The organism is Mesorhizobium sp. W016 (genome assembly GCF_054719485.1).
The window spans coordinates 1,686,604-1,703,876 of record NZ_JBTTIF010000002.1; the positions used below are offsets into that span (position 1 = coordinate 1,686,604).

Annotated in this window: 17 protein-coding genes, 1 tRNA gene and 1 riboswitch; of the genes, 7 read left to right on the forward strand and 11 right to left on the reverse strand. The window is 62.9% G+C overall.

What is annotated here, in order from left to right; genetic code table 11:
- Positions 1–4: 4 nt before the first annotated feature.
- On the reverse strand, positions 5–397 hold the full coding sequence (gene apaG / locus ACYG9V_RS08580; protein ID WP_023681948.1) for a Co2+/Mg2+ efflux protein ApaG: 393 nt from the start codon (positions 395–397) through the stop codon (positions 5–7).
- Between the two features lie 222 nt (positions 398–619).
- Between apaG and ACYG9V_RS08585 the strand changes: the two genes are divergently transcribed.
- Positions 620–1,771 carry a ceramide glucosyltransferase gene (locus ACYG9V_RS08585; protein WP_023831973.1) on the forward strand — a complete coding sequence of 384 codons (1,152 nt, stop codon included), beginning with the start codon at positions 620–622 and terminating at the stop codon, positions 1,769–1,771.
- Positions 1,772–1,782: 11 nt separating this feature from the next.
- Here the strand turns inward: ACYG9V_RS08585 and ACYG9V_RS08590 are convergent, their stop codons facing one another.
- Positions 1,783–2,973 (reverse strand): O-succinylhomoserine sulfhydrylase, encoded by a 1,191-nt coding sequence (locus ACYG9V_RS08590; RefSeq protein ID WP_023669633.1) that lies wholly within the window; start codon positions 2,971–2,973, stop codon positions 1,783–1,785.
- 57 nt (positions 2,974–3,030) lie between these two features.
- Positions 3,031–3,108, reverse strand: a riboswitch (SAM riboswitch).
- 140 nt (positions 3,109–3,248) lie between these two features.
- Here ACYG9V_RS08590 and ACYG9V_RS08595 point away from each other — a divergent pair.
- On the forward strand, positions 3,249–4,343 hold the full coding sequence (locus ACYG9V_RS08595) for a 2'-deoxycytidine 5'-triphosphate deaminase (RefSeq protein ID WP_023669634.1): 1,095 nt from the start codon (positions 3,249–3,251) through the stop codon (positions 4,341–4,343).
- Between the two features lie 101 nt (positions 4,344–4,444).
- The gene (locus ACYG9V_RS08600; protein ID WP_023669635.1) at positions 4,445–5,215 is read left to right on the forward strand and encodes an ABC transporter substrate-binding protein; all 771 of its coding nucleotides are present in this window, start codon (positions 4,445–4,447) and stop codon (positions 5,213–5,215) included.
- 17 nt (positions 5,216–5,232) lie between these two features.
- On the opposite strand, the gene ACYG9V_RS08605 is transcribed toward ACYG9V_RS08600, so the two are convergent.
- From ACYG9V_RS08605 to chvE, 5 genes are all read right to left on the reverse strand, one after another.
- Entirely contained in the window at positions 5,233–5,682 is a 450-nt protein-coding gene (locus tag ACYG9V_RS08605) for a hypothetical protein (RefSeq protein ID WP_460221935.1), read from the reverse strand.
- Positions 5,683–5,707: 25 nt separating this feature from the next.
- On the reverse strand, positions 5,708–6,703 hold the full coding sequence (araD1, locus tag ACYG9V_RS08610) for an AraD1 family protein (protein ID WP_023669636.1): 996 nt from the start codon (positions 6,701–6,703) through the stop codon (positions 5,708–5,710).
- Positions 6,704–6,905: 202 nt separating this feature from the next.
- The gene (gene mmsB, locus ACYG9V_RS08615) at positions 6,906–8,192 is read right to left on the reverse strand and encodes a multiple monosaccharide ABC transporter permease (protein WP_023669637.1); all 1,287 of its coding nucleotides are present in this window, start codon (positions 8,190–8,192) and stop codon (positions 6,906–6,908) included.
- Positions 8,189–9,721, reverse strand: a complete 1,533-nt coding sequence (gene mmsA, locus ACYG9V_RS08620) for a multiple monosaccharide ABC transporter ATP-binding protein (RefSeq protein ID WP_352763887.1) — start codon at positions 9,719–9,721, stop codon at positions 8,189–8,191. The genes mmsB and mmsA overlap by 4 nt, the downstream gene beginning before the upstream one ends.
- 152 nt (positions 9,722–9,873) lie before the next feature.
- On the reverse strand, positions 9,874–10,944 hold the full coding sequence (chvE, locus tag ACYG9V_RS08625) for a multiple monosaccharide ABC transporter substrate-binding protein (protein WP_352763800.1): 1,071 nt from the start codon (positions 10,942–10,944) through the stop codon (positions 9,874–9,876).
- A 294-nt stretch (positions 10,945–11,238) separates the two neighbouring features.
- Between chvE and ACYG9V_RS08630 the strand changes: the two genes are divergently transcribed.
- Complete coding sequence (locus tag ACYG9V_RS08630) at positions 11,239–12,246, forward strand: LysR family transcriptional regulator (RefSeq protein WP_023669640.1); 1,008 nt, start codon at positions 11,239–11,241, stop codon at positions 12,244–12,246.
- A gap of 4 nt (positions 12,247–12,250) precedes the next feature.
- Here ACYG9V_RS08630 and ACYG9V_RS08635 read toward each other — a convergent pair.
- Positions 12,251–12,324, reverse strand: a tRNA-Gly gene (locus ACYG9V_RS08635).
- A gap of 180 nt (positions 12,325–12,504) precedes the next feature.
- Between ACYG9V_RS08635 and ACYG9V_RS08640 the strand changes: the two genes are divergently transcribed.
- A complete protein-coding gene (locus ACYG9V_RS08640; protein ID WP_023669641.1) occupies positions 12,505–12,768 on the forward strand; it encodes a DUF6460 domain-containing protein in 264 nt (87 codons plus the stop codon).
- 65 nt (positions 12,769–12,833) lie between these two features.
- Here ACYG9V_RS08640 and ACYG9V_RS08645 read toward each other — a convergent pair whose 3' ends face one another.
- The gene (locus tag ACYG9V_RS08645; protein WP_352763796.1) at positions 12,834–13,736 is read right to left on the reverse strand and encodes a histone deacetylase family protein; all 903 of its coding nucleotides are present in this window, start codon (positions 13,734–13,736) and stop codon (positions 12,834–12,836) included.
- A 217-nt stretch (positions 13,737–13,953) separates the two neighbouring features.
- On the opposite strand from ACYG9V_RS08645, the gene ACYG9V_RS08650 reads away from it, so the two are divergent.
- Positions 13,954–15,291 carry an MATE family efflux transporter gene (locus tag ACYG9V_RS08650; protein WP_352763884.1) on the forward strand — a complete coding sequence of 446 codons (1,338 nt, stop codon included), beginning with the start codon at positions 13,954–13,956 and terminating at the stop codon, positions 15,289–15,291.
- On the opposite strand, the gene ACYG9V_RS08655 is transcribed toward ACYG9V_RS08650, so the two are convergent.
- Positions 15,288–16,364 (reverse strand): quinone-dependent dihydroorotate dehydrogenase, encoded by a 1,077-nt coding sequence (locus tag ACYG9V_RS08655; RefSeq protein ID WP_023669644.1) that lies wholly within the window; start codon positions 16,362–16,364, stop codon positions 15,288–15,290. The genes ACYG9V_RS08650 and ACYG9V_RS08655 overlap by 4 nt on opposite strands.
- On the reverse strand, positions 16,361–16,711 hold the full coding sequence (locus ACYG9V_RS08660) for a DUF952 domain-containing protein (protein ID WP_023669645.1): 351 nt from the start codon (positions 16,709–16,711) through the stop codon (positions 16,361–16,363). Before ACYG9V_RS08660 ends, ACYG9V_RS08655 begins: the two co-directional genes overlap by 4 nt.
- A gap of 105 nt (positions 16,712–16,816) precedes the next feature.
- Here ACYG9V_RS08660 and ACYG9V_RS08665 point away from each other — a divergent pair, with 105 nt between their 5' ends.
- Complete coding sequence (locus ACYG9V_RS08665) at positions 16,817–17,245, forward strand: hypothetical protein (protein WP_023740730.1); 429 nt, start codon at positions 16,817–16,819, stop codon at positions 17,243–17,245.
- Positions 17,246–17,273 lie beyond the last annotated feature (28 nt).

Below are 17,273 nucleotides of genomic sequence, written 5' to 3' on the forward strand. Positions count from 1 at the left end.
ACCCCTAATTCACCGTCCGCCGCGTCCCCGGCAGATCCAGCGAAAACGCGGGAATAGCGACGTCGAACGTCTCGCCCTTTTTGTTGCGCATGGTGTAGTGGCCGACCATGAAGCCGGAGGGCGTCGAGAGCGGGCAGCCTGACGTGTATTGATAGCTGTCGCCGGGATTGAGCTCAGGCTGGTCGCCGACCACGCCGGCGCCGCGCACTTCCTCGATCCGGCCGCTGCCGTCGGTGATGTGCCAGTAACGCGACATAAGCTGCACGAAATCGTCCGACTGGTTGTCGATCGTCACCTGGTAGCCCCAGACATAACGGTTCTCCGCCGGGTCCGAGCGGTCCTCCAGGTAGAACGGTCTGACCTGCACTTCGATGTTGCGCGTGACGGCGCGATACATGGGCTGCTCCGGTTGCGCGGCAAGGAACATTTGTCGCGCTATGCGGTTTGATACGCGCACAACGGCATGTCCTGCCAGCCTCAAAGCGGAGGTGCCGACAAACAATGTCATTTAAGTGACACATGACAATGTTGGTGTGCGCAAACCTTGCCGGCGACTCAAGGCCCATCTGTCGACTGACAAAGCAGCCGCGAGCGGCCTTTCCGGAGTGACCAGATCTCGATGGAACCAGCTCTCACAGCCGCCTTCGCCTCCTCCGCTTTGCTTCTTTCCAATCTCGCCAGCATCCTGCTTGCTTCGTCGAAACTGCAAGCGCGCCGTCTCATCCCCCCGCCGTCCAACGAGCAGCCACCGGTCTCGATCGTCGTGCCGTCGCGCGGCGTGGAGCCGTTCACACAAGAGACGCTGCAGCGAGCCTTCTCGCTCGACTGGCCGCGCTACGAACTGATCTTCTGCGTCGCTCACGCCGACGATCCCGTCGTCAAACTGATAAACAGGGCGATCGTCCTGTTTCCCAACGTGCCGGCCCGGCTGCTGATCGGCGACGACCGCGTCAGCAGCAACCCGAAGCTCAACAACTGCGTCAAGGGCTGGGAAGCGGCGCGCAATCATTGGGTTATTCTGGCGGATTCCAACGTGCTGATGCCTAGGGATTACGTCCAGCACCTGATGGCGGCCTGGCGGACCAATACCGGGCTTATCTGCTCGACGCCGATCGGCTCGCGGCCGGAAGGCTTCTGGGCCGAGGTCGAATGCGCGTTCCTCAACACGCTGCAGGCGCGCTGGCAATATGCCGGCGAGGCGCTTGGCCTCGGCTTTGCCCAGGGCAAGAGCATGCTGTGGAACAAGCCGATGCTCGATACCAATGGCGGTATCCGCGCGCTGGCCGCCGAGATCGCCGAGGATGCTGCTGCAACCAAGCTGGTCAACGGACTGGGCCTGCGCGTCAATCTCGTTGCCTCGCCTTTCGAGCAACCACTGGGGCAGCGCCGACTTGCCGACATCTGGTCGCGTCAGGCGCGCTGGGCGCGGTTGCGCCGCGTCACTTTCCCGCTGTTTTTCGCACCCGAGATCCTGACCGGCGTCGCCGTGCCGTTGGCGTTGGCGCTGGTGGCGGCAGCAAGTGCCGGCATCAGCCTGCCGGCCACGGTGTTGGCCGTGCTGGCGGCGGCCTACATTCCCGAATGCGCGCTGGCCGCGGCCAAGGGCTGGCATCTGTCGCTGCGCATGGTCCCGGCGATGATGGTCCGCGACATGATGCTTCCCGCCATCTGGGCGCGCGGCTGGCTGAGCGGCGCCGTCGATTGGCGCGGCAACACCATGATCATCGGCACCAAGACGGCCGAGCTGGAAGAGGCTTCGTCGGGAGCGTGACGCCTCGCGGCCTACCCGGCTGCCTTCAGCGCCTGCGCAACGTCCTCCAGCAGATCGTCCGTATCCTCAAGACCGACCGACAGCCTGAGCGTTCCCGGCCCGATGCCAAGCTCGGCGCGAGCTTCGTCGCTGAGGTTCTTGTGCGTGGTGGTCGCCGGATGGGTGATCAGGCTCTTGGCGTCGCCGAGATTGTTGGAGATCAGCACGATGTCGAGCGCGTTCTGCAAGGCGAAGGCCGCCTGCTTGCCGCCCTTCACGTCGAGGCAGATCAGCGTCGATCCGCCCGTCATCTGCTTCTTGACGATGTCGGCCTGCGGGTGGTCGGCGCGGCCGGGATAGATGACGCGGGCGATTTCCGGCCGTCCTGCCAGGAAATCCGCGATCTTGGCCGCGCTTTCCGTCTGCTGGCGCACCCGAACCGGCAGCGTCTCCAGGCCCTTGAGCAGCGTCCAGGCGTTGAACGGCGACAGGCTCGGGCCGGTGTGGCGGAAATAGTCGTGCAAATTCTCGTCGATCCATTTCTTGTCCGACAGGATGATGCCGCCGAGACAGCGTCCCTGGCCGTCAATGTGCTTGGTCGCGGAGTAGACGACGATATGGGCGCCGAGCTGCAAGGGCTTCTGCTGCAAGGGCGTGGCAAAGACATTGTCGACGATCAGCCTGGCGCCGATCGAGGTGGCGAGCGCCGCCACCGCTGCGATGTCGACCACTTCCAGCGTCGGATTGGTCGGGCTTTCCAGGAAGAACAGTTTCGTGTTCGGCCGCACCGCCTTTTCCCAGTTGGCGATGTCGGTGCCGTCGACCAGCGTTGCCTCGATGCCATATTTCGGCGCCAGCGTCTCCACCACCCAGCGGCAGGAGCCGAACAGCGCGCGCGCCGCAACGATATGGTCGCCGGCCTTGGCGCTGCACAGGAGCGCTGCCGTCACCGCAGCCATGCCGGACGCCGTGGCGCGCGCATCTTCGGCACCCTCCAGCGCGCACATGCGCTTTTCGAACATGTCGACGGTAGGGTTGGCATAGCGCGAATAGATGAAGCCCGGCTCCTCGCCCTTGAAACGGGCCTCGGCAGCCTGCGCCGTCTCGTAGACATAGCCTTGGGTGAGGTACATCGCTTCGGACGTCTCGCCGAACTGGGAACGCAGCGTTCCCCCGTGCACGAGTGCGGTCTGAGGTTTCCAGTTACGCTTCTTGGTGCTCATCGCTTTTGTTCCAGACACAAAAAAACCGGCCGCGAAAGTCGCAACCGGTCCATATGGCCTTGCGGCCCGACGGTCCTTTAGCGACTTGTTTAACGTGGCTGCAAGCCGACCGGCCAAATCACCACGGGATAACGACCCTTTAGACCTCACCTGCGCTTGCGTCAATTGCCGGCTTCATTAAGAGGTTTGTACCAGGCAGGTTCCGCAATAATATCCAGCGGTTTTGCGGCAAGAACCTGCCACAAAGAGACCGACCTTGGAGCGGAGCCAGCCTTTTGCGGCAGACAGGCATTCTTCCCGATCAGGACATTTCCGCGCTGTTTCAGTCCGGCGCGCTGAAGTCGCCGCGCGCGCTCGATGTCGACCAGGTGCAGCCGGCGAGCCTCGATCTCAGGCTCGGCGACAAGGCTTTTCGCGTGCGCGCCTCCTTCCTGCCGGGTCCCGATCATCTGGTGGCCGACAAGCTTCACCGGCTGAAATTGCATGAGTTCAGTCTCGCCGAGGGCGCGGTGCTGGAAACCGGCTGCGTCTACATCGTGCCGCTGCTCGAACGCCTGGCGCTGCCCGCAAACGTGTCGGCCTCGGCCAACCCGAAGAGCTCGACCGGCCGGCTCGACATCTTCACCCGGGTGATGACCGATCGCGGCCATGAGTTCGACAAGATCGCCCCCGGCTATCACGGGCCGCTTTATCTCGAAGTCAGTCCGCGCACCTTCCCGATCGTCGTACGCGCCGGATCGAGGCTGTCGCAGATCCGCTTTCGCACCGGCAACGCGCTGTTGTCGGAGGCAGAACTGAACGAATTGCACCGCGCCGAGATGCTGGTGGCGACCGAGCCGCCCAACATTTCCGGCGGCGGCATTGCGCTGTCGATCGATCTTGACGGCGACCAGAACGGCCTGGTCGGCTATCGCGGCAAGCATCACACCGGCTTGGTCGATGTCGACAAGCGCGCCGCCCAGGATGCCGTCGATTTCTGGGAGCCGCTCTATAAGAGCGGCGCCGGCGAACTGGTGCTCGACCCGGACGAGTTCTACATCCTGGTCAGCCGCGAAGCCGTGCACGTGCCGCCGCTCTACGCCGCCGAGATGACGCCCTTCGATCCGCTGGTTGGCGAATTCCGTGTTCACTATGCCGGCTTCTTCGATCCGGGCTTCGGCCATTCGGCCTCAGGCGGCACCGGCAGCCGGGCGGTGCTCGAAGTGCGCAGCCACGAAGTGCCGTTCATCCTCGACCACGGCCAGATCGTCGGCCGGCTGGTCTACGAACACATGCTGAAGCGGCCGCAGGCGCTTTACGGCACCGATCTCGGCTCGAATTACCAGGCGCAAGGCCTCAAGCTCTCCAAGCATTTCCGCCCCGCCGGCTGAACCTTCGATCACCGTCAGGCAAAATACTTGCCTGCGCTGCCTCACCATGCTTGGCTGCCTTTCGGTGGCCGGCAAGAGAACGGCGCGCAAGGGGAACCAAAATGCAGATTTCAAGATGGATCATATCGGCAGCGGGCGCTGCCATGCTGGTGATATCGGCCGGCTCGCTGGCTGAGGCGCAGGAGAAATTGAAGATCGGCACCGAGGGCGCTTATCCGCCCTTCAACACCATCACCGCGGACGGCAAGATCGAGGGCTTCGACATCGACATTGCCAATGCGCTGTGTGCGCAGATGAAGGTCGAGTGCGAGATCGTCACCCAGGACTGGGACGGCATCATCCCGGCGCTGCAGGCGAAAAAGTTCGACGCCATCATCGCCTCGATGAGCATCACCGAGGAGCGCAAGAAACAGGTCGCCTTCACCAACAAATACTACACGACGCCGCTGGCGCTGGTGGCGCCCAAGGACAGCGACCTCACTTCCACCGAACCGGCAGCCCTTGCCGGCAAGACGGTGGGCGCGCAGGCCTCGACCACCCAGGCCGACTATGCGCAGGACGCCTATGGCAAGGCCGGCGCCGAGGCGAAACTCTACCCCACCCAGGAAGAGGCGATCACCGACTTGCAGAACGGCCGTCTCGACGCCGTCATCTCCGACAAGTTCGTGCTGATGGACTGGCTGAAGAAGGCGAGCGAAGGCTGCTGCAAGCTTGTCGGCGACGTCAAGGGCACCGAGACGCAAGCCGGCATCGCTGTCCGCCTGGAAGACACGGCGCTACGCGACAAGCTGAATGCGGCGATAGACGCCATCGTCGCCGACGGCACTTACAAGAAGATCCAGGCCAAGTATTTCGATTTCGATATTTATTGACTTCCGGCCCGCCGGAGTCAGCCGCGAAAGAGATACTCTTTCGCGGCGCCAAGGCAGGCATGAAAATGGCCGATAAACAGCAGTTCGCGTGCGGCCAAACGTTTCCTGCCCCAAAAGCCTTCGGTCAGTTTGACCTCGTCGAGCGAAGCGTTTGAGCCGCGCTTCAACGGGAACAACTGCTTGTCGAGGCAACCGAGGACATGGGCCTTGGCGGAGTTGATGCCGCAGACCTTGCCATTGTTGTTCAGCCTGTCGGTGCGAAGCGCTGATGTCATGTGATCCGTGTTGCGCATCAGAAAGCTCACCTGGGCTTTCGAATAGCCGGTTGCCAGAAGACGGCTCGTCATCGCCAAACGGGCTTCACGATAGGACTTCGGGCTGCACTGGCCGGCGCTAAAGGCCACCGACGGTTGGGTCAGGAACAGGGCCACGCCCGTGAACACAATGACAAGCCGCATTCCGTTCATTCCGGCTCCCAAATGTGATGCTGCCTCAAAGCGCCTTCACCGCCACCTTCACCGGCTGCTCGATCTCCAGCGGGTTGCGCAGCGGCAGGCCGAAATCCCCGGCCTCGATCTCGAACACGTCGCCGGCCTGAGTCTTGATGCCGTCGGCAAAGGACAGCGTCGCCGTGCCGAACATGTGCACATGCACGTCGCCCGGCTGGCGGAAGGCCGAATATTTGAAGTGATGATGTTCGAGATTGGCGATTGTGTGCGACATGTTCGCTTCGCCCGACAGGAACGGCTTTTCCCACAGCAAATTGCTGTCGCGATAGATTCGCGATGAGCCCCTGACGTCGGCCGGCAGGTCGCCGATCAGGATTTCCGGCCCGAACGAGGCGTTGCGCAGTTTGGAATGTGCCAGGAACAGATAGTTCACCCGCTCGGTAACATGATCGGAAAACTCGTTCGACAGCGTGAAGCCGACGCGGAACGGCGCGCCGTCGTCGCCGATGACATAGATGCCGGCGATTTCCGGCTCCTCGCCGGCGTCCTGCGCAAAGGCCGGCGACATCAGTGCGGCGCCCGGCGCCACCGCCATGGTGCCGTTGCCCTTGTAGAACCATTCCGGCTGCACGCCGGTCTGGCCCTTGGCCGGCTTGCCGCCTTCGAGCCCCATGCGGAACATCTTCATGGAATCGGTAAGCTGCTCCTCGCCGCCATCGCTGAGCTTCTTGTGCATGGAATCGCGCGTCGCCGCCGAGCCGAGATGGGTCAGGCCGGTGCCGGTCAGATGCAGATGCGCAGGATCGGGATGGTTGATCGGCGACACCAGCCGGCCCTTCTTGTAGACGGCGTCGAGGTCTATCGCTTCACCGAACCCCTTGCGCTCGATCAGCGCGGCGAGGCCCGTTCCGGTGCGCGCGGCTTCCATGGCCAGCGAATAGACGCTGCGGGCGCCGTTGATGATCCTGGTCTTGCCGCCGCCATTGCGGGCGACGACGCGGATGGTCTCGGCGTCGTCGAGGATCTGGGAGATCAGCATGATGAAATCCTCTCTCATGTGCCTTGGCCGGGTTGCCCCTTGGCAAACCTTGACCTGCGCGGCTCGGACCTCGCCGCGCCACGGGTTGAACTCTTCGTCCGGATTGCGCTCGCGAGCTCCATCCCTCGGGGGACTTCTTATGCCGACAACTTGCCGGCTGCGCCGCGACCGTATGCCTCCTGCTTGCCTCGCCTGAAGCTTGTCAGGCCTTGTTCTTGTTGTAGACGTCGAAGATCACGGCGCCGAGCAGCACCAGGCCTTTGACCACCTGCTGCCAGTCGACATTGACGCCCATGATCGACATGCCGTTGTTCATCACGCCCATGATGAAGCCGCCGACGACCGCCCCGATGACCTGGCCGACGCCGCCCATCGCCGAGGCGCCGCCGATGAACACGGCGGCGATGACGTCGAGCTCCGAGCCGAGACCCGCCGCCGGGACCGCCTGGCCCAGACGAGCCGCGATGATCAGGCCGCCAAGCGCCGACAGCACGCCCATATTGATGAACACCATCAGCGTCAGCCGCTCGGTGTTGATGCCCGACAGCTGCGCCGCCTTGGGATTGCCGCCCATGGCGTAGATGCGCCTCCCGATGGTCATGCGCTTGGTGACGAAGACGAACAGCGTGATCAGCACGCCCATGACCAGCAGCACCACGGGCAGGCCGCGGTAGCTGGCAAACTCATAGACCAGGAACAGCGCCAGCGCGCTGGCGACCAGCGTCTTGACGACGAACAGGGTGAAGGGCTCGGCCTCATAACCATGGCGTTCTCGTTTGCGCCGGGTGCGGACCCCGAAATAGGCATAGGCGAGCACGGCGATCAGCCCCAGCACGACCGTCGTCATGTGCAGGGTCACGCCGCTGCCCATGATGGTCTTGCCGGCTGCGTTCACGACCGGCGGGACGAGCGTCAGTGGGCCGATCACATCCGGGATGAAGCCGGAACTGAGCATCTTGAAGTCGTCGGGAAGCGGACCCACCGACGAGCCGCCGCCAAGCAACGCCTGGCAAATGCCGCGGAAGATCAGCATTCCGGCCAGCGTGACAATGAAGCTCGGTATCCGGTGATAGGCGATCCAATACCCTTGCGCGGCGCCGATCAGGCCACCCGCGACCAGGCAGACGATCGAAACCACCAGGGGATTGCTCAGCGGTCCGAGTTGCCAGATGACCATCATGTTTGCCGCCAGCGCGCCAATGAAACCGGCGACCGATCCGACGCTGAGGTCGATATAGCCCGATACGATCACCAGCAGCATGCCCAGCGCCATCACGATGATGAAGGAGTTCTGCTGCACCAGATTGCTGAGGTTGACCGGCTTGAACAACGTCCCCGACGTGGTGAACTGGAAGAACAGCATGATGACGATCAGGGCTATGATCAGTCCGTATTCGCGTAAATTCGTCGCCAGCGCCGAGACGGCGATGCGCGGGCGCTGTTCGTCGGCGACGTTGCCCTGCGGGGCGGGGGCGCTTTCGGTGCTCATGCTGCTTTTCCTTCTCCCCGGACGATGGCGCGCATTATCTTTTCCTGGCTTGCTTCCGCCGCCGGCATTTCGCCCACCATGCGCCCTTCGTTCATGACGTAGATGCGGTCGGTAATCCCCAGCAATTCCGGCATTTCCGACGAGATGACCACGATCGCCTTACCCTCCGAGGCAAGGCGCGCGATGATCGTGTAGATTTCATACTTGGCGCCGACATCGATGCCGCGTGTCGGCTCGTCGAGGAACAGCACGTCAGGGTCGGCAAACAACCATTTCGACAGCACCACCTTCTGCTGGTTGCCGCCGGAAAGATTGCCGGTCATCTGATAGACGCTGGACGCACGGATATTGGTCTTCTTGCGATAGTCGTTGGCGACCGCAAGTTCGCGCATGTCGTCGATTACGCTGTGGCGCGACACGCCGTCGAGATTGGCCAGCGTAATGTTATGCTTGATATGGTCGATGAGGTTCAGGCCGTAGGTCTTGCGGTCCTCGGTGACATAGGCGATGCCGTGTTGGACCGCCTTGCTTACCGAGGAGACATCGACCGGCTTGCCCTTGAGCAGCACTTCGCCGGTGATGCGGCGGCCATAGGAGCGGCCGAACAGGCTCATGGCGAATTCGGTGCGGCCGGCGCCCATCAGCCCGGCGATGCCGACCACCTCGCCCTTGCGCACATTGATGTCGATGCCCTTGATCACCTGCCGCTCGGCATGGAGCGGGTGATAGACCGACCAGTTCTTCACCTCGAACACGACTTCGCCGATCTTGGGCTCGCGCGGCGGATAGCGGTCGTCGAGCGAACGGCCGACCATCGAGGTGATGATGCGGTCTTCGGAGATATCCTTCTTGGCCAACGTCTCGATGGTGCGCCCGTCACGAATGACGGTTACCTTGTCGGCGACCCGGTTGATCTCGTTGAGCTTGTGCGAGATCAGGATCGAGGTCATGCCTTGCCGCTTGAATTCGAGCAGAAGATCGAGCAGCGCCTGGCTGTCTTTCTCGCTGAGCGACGCGGTCGGCTCATCGAGGATCAAAAGCTTGACGTCCTTGCTCAGCGCCTTGGCGATCTCGACCAACTGCTGCTTGCCGACGCCGATATTGGTGATCAGTGTCTTGGGGTCCTCCTTGAGGCCCACCTTCTTCAACAAGGCAGCGGTGCGCGCCTCGTTGGCATCCCAGTCGATGACGCCATATCGGGCGTTTTCGTTGCCGAGGAAGATATTCTCGGTGATCGACAGCATCGGCACCAGCGCTAGCTCCTGGTGGATGATGACGATGCCCTTGTGTTCGCTGTCATGGATACCTTTGAACTGGCATTCCTGACCCTGAAAAATGATCTGGCCGTCATATGTGCCGGCGGGATAGACGCCCGACAGAACTTTCATCAGCGTCGACTTGCCGGCGCCGTTCTCGCCAACCACGGCGTGGATCTCGCCTTCCTCGACGTTGAGGTTGACGTTCGACAGCGCCTTCACGCCGGGGAAGGTCTTGGTGATGTCGCGCATCTCCAAAATCGTCGTCATCAGGGCAAGCTCCTCCTGTTGCATGTCGCTCCAAAGTGCTTGCGGTTTGAGACAACGACATGCACGCAAACTAAGTCCGGTAGAAACAATACCGGGGTCGCTTGTGAACGGAAAGGGGTCCTGCGTCGCGCAGGACCCCTGTCTTTCTAAACGGATTACTTCAGTTCGTCGGCCTTGATGTAGCCGGAGTCGACGACCAGTGCCTGGTAGTTCGACTTGTCGACCTCATGCGGCGTCAAAAGGATCGAGGGAACGACCTTGACGTCGTTATTGTAGGTCTTTTCGTCGAGGCCGTCCGGCTTGCCGCCCGAGAGCACCTTGTCGACGAGTTCGACGGTGGCCTTGGCCAGTTCGCGGGTGTCCTTGAACACGGTCGAGTATTGCTCGCCCGTGATGATCAGCTTGACCGAAGCGGTTTCGGCGTCCTGGCCGGTCACGATCGGCCACGGCTGGGCGTCGGTACCGTAACCGACGGCGCGCAGCGAAGCGGTGATGCCGCGCGACAGGCCGTCATAAGGCGAAAGAACGCCATCGACGCGGCTGCCGTCCGAGTAGTTGGCCGACAGAAGGTTGTCCATGCGCGCCTGGGCGGTCGCGGCGAGCCAGCGCAGCGTGCCGACCTTGTCCATGCCGGTCTGGCCGGACTTGATCTTGATCGAGCCGTCATCGATCAGCGGCTGCAGCACCGAGATTGCGCCGTTGTAGAAGAAGAAGGCGTTGTTGTCGTCCGGCGAGCCGCCGAACAGTTCGACGTTCCACGGCTTGGTGTTCGGGAAGCGCTCCTTGAGACCCTTGACCAGCGAGTTCGCCTGGATCACGCCGACGCCGAAATTGTCGAAGGTGGTGTAGTAATCGACATTGGCGGTCTTCTTGATCAGGCGGTCATAGGCGACGACGACGACGCCGGCGTCGGCGGCCTTCTGCAGCGCGTCCGAAAGGGTGGTGCCGTCGATCGAAGCGATGATCAGCGCCTTCGGGCCCTTGGTGATTTCGTTTTCCAGCTGGCTGAGCTGGTTGGGGATGTCGTCCTGCGCGTACTGCAGGTCGACCGTGTAGCCGAGAGCTTCGAGCTGGGACTTGACGGCATCGCCGTCATTGATCCAGCGCTGCGAGGTCTTGGTCGGCATCAGCACGCCGACAAGACCCTTGTCGGCTGCGTGCGCCGAGTAGGTCATGGCAGCGATGCCAACGGCCGCGACGGCGGCCAGTGTCTTGATGATTTTCACGTAAAACTCTCCCTGGTTGATGGACGCGACACCTCGGGGCTTCGCGGGCCGCGCAGTCGGGCGGATGCGCCAAAGCGCTGCCGCCGTCATAATCGATCTCCGGTATCCTCCCAATCGGCCCTCAGTCTTGATTTAAATCGATACGATTTTGCTCGTCATCGACCGTCAAGTCTTGAGGACGCGCGAAAGTGTGACCCTTTGCCATAACTGTCAAATGCGATCTTCGGTGGTTGCTATACCAAAACCGGTATATGACTAGACCGGGCTGGAACAGTGGCGGAAGCGGGAAAAGGCATGGCGGCTTTACGAGGTCCTCAGGGAATTTCAAGCGGTTACGATGAATTGCCGGGCGATGGCGAGACACTTCTGCGTAGCGGCTTGAGCCTGCGTCACATGCGCATGATCGCAGCACTCGACGATCACGGTCGGGTGAGTGCTGCCGCCCAGGTGATGAACATCTCGCAGCCGGCGGCCTCGCGCATGATTTCCGAGATGGAAGCGGTGCTCGAGGTGAAGCTCTGCGAAAGGCTGCCGCGCGGCATCACACTCACCCCTTACGGCAAGGCGCTGGCCCGGCGCGCGCGCTCGATCCTGCTCGAAATGCGCGAGGCCGACCGCGAAATATCGGAGCTCAAGGCCGGCAAGGGCGGCTCGGTGTTCCTTGGCGCGGTGACGGCGCCGGCGATCGAACTGGCGGTCCCGGCGATCCGCGAGATACGCCGCCTCTATCCGCGCATCGAGATTACCATGCAGGTCGAGACGTCGAATGTGCTGGCGCGCGAACTGATCGCCACGCGCCATGATTTCATCATCGCCCGTGTTCCCGAAGACCTCAATCCGCGCCTGTTCGAATCCCGTGTCATCGGCGTCGAGAAGGCCTGCCTGATCGTGCGTCGCGGCCACCCGCTGAGCAATGGCCATCCTCTTAACAATGGGAGGGCGGTGCGGCTGGAGGACACCGCCGCCTTCGACTGGGTGTTCCAGTCGGGCGGGTCGCCGCTGCGCCAGGCGATGGAGAGCAATTTCCTGAACCGCAACATCGCCCTGCCGGACCGCATCCTCAACACCTCGTCGCTGCTGCTCACACTGGTCATGGTGGCGCAGTCCGACGCCATCGCCCCGGTGTCGATCCAGGTGGCAAAATTCATCCAGAACCCCGACGGTCTCGCCGGCGCCATCGATGTCGTCCAGACCGAGTTTGACATCGAGGTCCGCCCCTACAGCCTGATCACGGTGAAGAACCGCGTCCTGTCGCCGGCAGCCAAGATGCTGCACGATTTTATCTTGCGGGAGGTGGGATAGGAACTGGAGCGGGTAGAGGGAATTGAACCCTCGCGTTCAGCTTGGGAAGCTGACAAGCTACCATTACATCATACCCGCGTCGGCCTCTCGATATCATGATGGGCATGCTTCGGGCAATCGCCCTTGGACAGCTCTTCGGAAACGGCTGTTGGAAACCCGACCGATTGCGCCGGTCCGCCTGCCTTGATGCGGGCGCAGCAAGTGCGTATTCGTGGGTTTGTACCCCGAATCCGGGCACACCAATCTGGAGGCAGGCCCTTGTCCACAGTGACGCGCTTTCTCGGTGACTCGCCCGTCAGGGTGATCATCAAGCTGCTGGTCGTGTCGTTCCTCGTCGGCCTGGTCATGAATGCGTTCGGCTGGACGCCGATGGACGTCTTCTACCGCATCCAGGGTTTCTTCATCGATCTGTGGAATCTTGGCTTCAACGCGGTCTATCGCTTCTTGGGCTATATCCTGCTCGGCGCCGCGATCGTCGTGCCGGTGTTCATCCTGCTCAGGGTCGCGAACTACCGCAAGTGAAGCGGAGCATGATCCCGAAAAGTGGCACCGGTTTTCGGAAAAGATCATGCTCAAACCAAGGCCACTCAGGCAAAGTACGACGCCACCTCGAACAGGATGGCGTGGCGCGCGGCGAGCGCTGCGACATCGGTCGAATAGCCGCCGCCGATGACACCGCAGACCGGGATGCCCAGCGCGCGGAAATGACCGATCACCATGGCGTCGCGGGCACGCACGCCGTCATCGCTGAGCGACAGCCGGCCGAGCCGGTCCTCGGCATGCACGTCGACACCGGCATTGTAGAAGACGATGTCCCAGTGCGCCTTGGCCGAGAGCTCCGGCAGGTGGACACCCAGCCGTTCGAGATAGGCGCCATCGCCGGTGCCGTCCGGCAGGGCAACGTCGAGATCGGAGGCAATCTTGCGCACCGGATAATTGCGCTCGCCATGCATGGAAAAGGTGAACGCGCGTGGCTCGTCTTTCAGGATGTCCGCGGTGCCGTCGCCCTGATGCACATCGAGATCGATGATCAGGATGTTTTTCACCGCGTCTTCGGCTAGCAGCACCAGCGAAGCGACGGCAACATCGTTGAAGGTGCAGAAGCCCGCGCCTTGCGCGCGCCGCGCATGGTGGCTGCCGCCGGCGCTGTTGCAGGCAATGCCATTGATAAGCGCCAGTCGCGCCGCCAGCACCGTGCCGCCGGCGGCGAGTTGCGCCCTGAGCGAAACGCGCGGTCCCACGGGAAAGCCGATCTCGCGCTCGATCTTTTCAGGCACTGAACACGTGATGACCTGGTCGACATAATCAGCCGCATGGGCGAGCTTCAGCCAGGAGGCCGGCGCCGGCTCGGGCAGCGACAGCGCCCCGGCATGGATCAGACCCCTGATATGCAAGGCCTGCATCAGCAGCGGATATTTGCTCATCGGAAAGCGATGATTGACGGCGAAGCCGGCATCGTAGTCGGGATGATGGACGATCTGCAGGGGCATGGCTAAAGCAATTCCAGGAAAAGTGTGCAGCGGTTTTCCCGGGAGAAGCGCGTAGCGCTTCCCTTTGGGAATTGCTTAAAACCAGTACTGGGATCCGGCGGGCTCGCGCCAGAAGAACATTTCGGTTGGCCGTCACGGCAAGAGTGATTGCGCGGTGGCGGGAAAATGGGGCACATCGGCTGTTCGATCAAGCCGCAACCAGCAAGGCAGCAATCCCCTGGACACGGGTGCAACCCCAGCCGACGCGAGACCCTTCGCCGTCACCAACCGTTCGGTGCTCGCCATCGCCGTGCCGATGACGCTCGCCTATCTGACGACGCCGCTGCTCGGCATCGTCGACACGGCGGTGGTCGGGCAGTTCGGCGATGCCGCCCTGCTCGGCGGCCTGGCGGCCGGGGCCCTGGTCTTCGACGTGGTCTTCAGCACCTTCAATTTCCTGCGCTCCGGCACCACCGGCCTCGTCGCCCAGGCGTTTGGGCGCGGCGACGAAACCGAGGAGCAGGCGGTGTTCTGGCGCGCCGTGCTGATCGCGGTCGCCGCCGGCATCGTGCTTGTCGCCCTTGCGCCGCTGATCGCCATCGCCGGCCAGAAATTCATCGGCGGCGAAGCGCGCGTCGGCGAGGCGATGGGCGTCTATATCCACATCAGAATGCTCGCCGCCCCCTTCACGCTGATCAACTACGCCATCCTCGGCTATGTCCTTGGACGCGGCGAGGGCGGGCTTGGGCTGATGCTGCAGGCGGTGCTCAACGGCATCAACATCGTGCTTTGCATCCTGCTCGGCCTGAAGCTTGGCTGGGGCGTCGCCGGCGTGGCCTGGGCGACCGTCACCGGCGAATGTCTGGCCATGCTGCTGGGTCTCGCCATCGTTGTCTGGCGCTTCCGGGCCGCACCCCGCCTGCCGCGGCATCGCCTGCTCGACATGCCCGCTTTCCTGCGCATGCTGTCGCTCAACCGCGATATCATGATCCGCTCGTTCTCGCTGCTCGCCGCTTTCGCGCTGTTCACCCGCCAGGGCGCGCAGTTCGGCACGCTGACGCTGGCCGCCAATGCCGTGCTGATGAACTTCTTCCTCGTCGCCGGCTATTTCCTCGACGGTTTTGCCACAGCCGCCGAGCAGTTGGCGGGACGCGCGATCGGCGCACGCGCCGAGACGGCGTTCCGCCGGGCGGTACGTCTGACCTTGTTCTGGGGGTTCGGCCTCGCCGGAACCGCCACGCTGATCTTCTGGCTCGGCGGCGCCGGCCTGACTTCGTTGATCACCACGTCGCCGGATGTTCGTGCTGTTGCCGACATCTATCTGCCGTGGGCGGCACTGACACCGCTGAGCGGGGTGCTGGCCTTCCAGATGGACGGCGTCTTCATCGGCGCCACGTGGTCGCGCGACATGCGCAACATGATGCTGGTGTCTTTCCTGGCCTTCAGCGCCGCATTGTTCAGCTTGGCGCCGTCGCTGGGCAATCACGGCCTGTGGGCGGCGCTGCACGTCTTCCTGCTGGTGCGTGGCTTCAGCCTGCTGGCCATCCTGCGGCTCCGGTTGCTCACGGCGTTTTAGAGCGGCCTGGCAGCCCACTGATCGAGCCGGCTGTCGCGCAGTTCGCGCAATGATTTCAGCCGCTCCTTGTCGGCAAAGCGCACCATCCCGGCAAGGATGCGGCCCGGCAGTGCCGGCCCGGCATAGATCATGCCGGTGTAAAGCTGGACGAGATCGGCGCCGGCGCGGATCTTTTCCAGCGCGGCATCACTGGAATCGACGCCGCCGACCCCGATGATGGCGCGATCCGGCCCGAGCAGCCGACGCATCTTGGCGAGCACGATGGTCGAGCGCTCGAACAGCGGTTTTCCCGAGAGACCGCCGGTCTCGCCGGCGCCGCTTGGGCTACGCAATCCGGATCGCGAGAGCGTCGTGTTGGAGACGATGACGCCGTCGATCTGCTTCTCGCTGACTTCGGCGGCGATGTCTTCAAGCTCGGCCTCGACCAGATCGGGCGCAATCTTGAGGAAGAGGGGCGGCTGCGCCGAAGCTGCTGCACGCACCGACATGACCCGAGACAACAGTTCGCCGAGCTGTTCGCGCGCCTGCATGGTGCGCAGGCCGGGCGTGTTGGGCGACGAGATGTTGACGGTGAGATAGCTGGCGTATTTCGCAAAACGGGAAACGCCCAACTCATAGTCACGGACACGATCGGCGCTGTCCTTGTTGGCGCCGATGTTGACGCCGACAATGCCGCCGCGTCCCTGGCGCGCGGCAAGGCGTTTTTCCGCCGCCTCGTGGCCCTCATTGTTGAAGCCCAGGCGGTTGATCACCGCATCATCCTCAGTCAGCCGGAAAATGCGCGGCTTCGGATTGCCGGCCTGCGGCAGCGGCGTCACGGTGCCGACTTCGGCAAAGCCGAAGCCGAGGCCAAGCAGCGCGTCGGGCACCTCGGCGTTCTTGTCGTAGCCTGCGGCCATGCCGAGCGGATTGGGGAAGGCGATGCCACAGAGGCTGAGCTTCAACCTGTCGTCGCGCACCGTCCGCGCGCCGACCGGCAGACCGCATCGCAGCGCCGCGATCGACATGCCATGCGCCGTTTCCGGATCGAAGGTGAACAGCAGTTTCTGGCCGATGCGATCGAACACGATCATTCGGCCTCCAGCGCCGGGAATTGATGGGCGCCGTCGGCCCCGAGCGGCAGTGGCCGCACCCACAGCACGGCGCTCATATCGAGCACGCCATAGAGATGCGGGAACAGCGCGCCGCCCCGCGAGACCTCGTATTTCAGCGCGTCACCGAGCAGCGCCCCGTCGATGGCGATCAGCAGCAAATCCATCTGGCCGGCGAAATGCTTCGCCGCCGTCTCCCTGACCTGATCAGCGGTGGAGAAATGGATGAAGCCGTCGGCGATATCGATCGGAGCGCCGGTGAAACGGCCGTTTTTCTCGGCCTCGCGCCAAAGCGCTTCGGGCGCGATCTTGTAGATAATCTGAGACATGGTTGCGCTATAATCCGAACCGATCATGCGGGGAAGGGCAACTCGTCCGCATTTACGGCGCAAAGCTGTGATAGGTTGCGCATACTGGCTCGTGGAGGATGGAACATGCGTCTGCAGCACATACTGATCCCCGCCGCACTGGTCTCGCTGGTTGCGGCATCGGCCTGGTCCGAAGAGACCGACCGCTACCGGCTGGAAAAATCCGCCAACGGTTATGTCCGCATGGACACCCGGACCGGCGCCATGTCGATCTGCGAGGAGCGCTCCGGCCAGCTCGTCTGCAAGATGGCCGCCGACGAACGCGCCGCCTTCCAGGACGAAGTCGACCGTTTGCAGGCCTCGATGAAAGCAATGGACGAACGCGTCGCCAAGCTCGAGAACTCGCTGTCCGCCCGCCTCGAATCGAAGCTGCCGAGCGAGGAGGATTTCGACAAGACGATGAGCTATATGGAGCGCATGCTGCGCGGCTTCATGGGCATCGTCAAGGAAATGGACAAGGATGACGGCGCCAATCTCAATTCGCAAAAGACCTGAACTGCCCGGCGGGGAATGCCCCGTCCGG

What these genes read in the sequence shown, in the direction of transcription:
- apaG (WP_023681948.1), bottom strand. Translation starts at nt 397, where the DNA reads ATGTATCGCGCCGTCACGCGCAACATCGAAGTGCAGGTCAGACCGTTC.
- ACYG9V_RS08585 (WP_023831973.1), top strand. Translation starts at nt 620, where the DNA reads ATGGAACCAGCTCTCACAGCCGCCTTCGCCTCCTCCGCTTTGCTTCTT.
- ACYG9V_RS08590 (WP_023669633.1), bottom strand. Translation starts at nt 2,973, where the DNA reads ATGAGCACCAAGAAGCGTAACTGGAAACCTCAGACCGCACTCGTGCAC.
- ACYG9V_RS08600 (WP_023669635.1), top strand. Translation starts at nt 4,445, where the DNA reads ATGCAGATTTCAAGATGGATCATATCGGCAGCGGGCGCTGCCATGCTG.
- ACYG9V_RS08605 (WP_460221935.1), bottom strand. Translation starts at nt 5,682, where the DNA reads ATGAACGGAATGCGGCTTGTCATTGTGTTCACGGGCGTGGCCCTGTTC.
- araD1 (WP_023669636.1), bottom strand. Translation starts at nt 6,703, where the DNA reads ATGCTGATCTCCCAGATCCTCGACGACGCCGAGACCATCCGCGTCGTC.
- mmsB (WP_023669637.1), bottom strand. Translation starts at nt 8,192, where the DNA reads ATGAGCACCGAAAGCGCCCCCGCCCCGCAGGGCAACGTCGCCGACGAA.
- ACYG9V_RS08630 (WP_023669640.1), top strand. Translation starts at nt 11,239, where the DNA reads ATGGCGGCTTTACGAGGTCCTCAGGGAATTTCAAGCGGTTACGATGAA.
- ACYG9V_RS08645 (WP_352763796.1), bottom strand. Translation starts at nt 13,736, where the DNA reads ATGCCCCTGCAGATCGTCCATCATCCCGACTACGATGCCGGCTTCGCC.
- ACYG9V_RS08655 (WP_023669644.1), bottom strand. Translation starts at nt 16,364, where the DNA reads ATGATCGTGTTCGATCGCATCGGCCAGAAACTGCTGTTCACCTTCGAT.
- ACYG9V_RS08660 (WP_023669645.1), bottom strand. Translation starts at nt 16,711, where the DNA reads ATGTCTCAGATTATCTACAAGATCGCGCCCGAAGCGCTTTGGCGCGAG.
- ACYG9V_RS08665 (WP_023740730.1), top strand. Translation starts at nt 16,817, where the DNA reads ATGCGTCTGCAGCACATACTGATCCCCGCCGCACTGGTCTCGCTGGTT.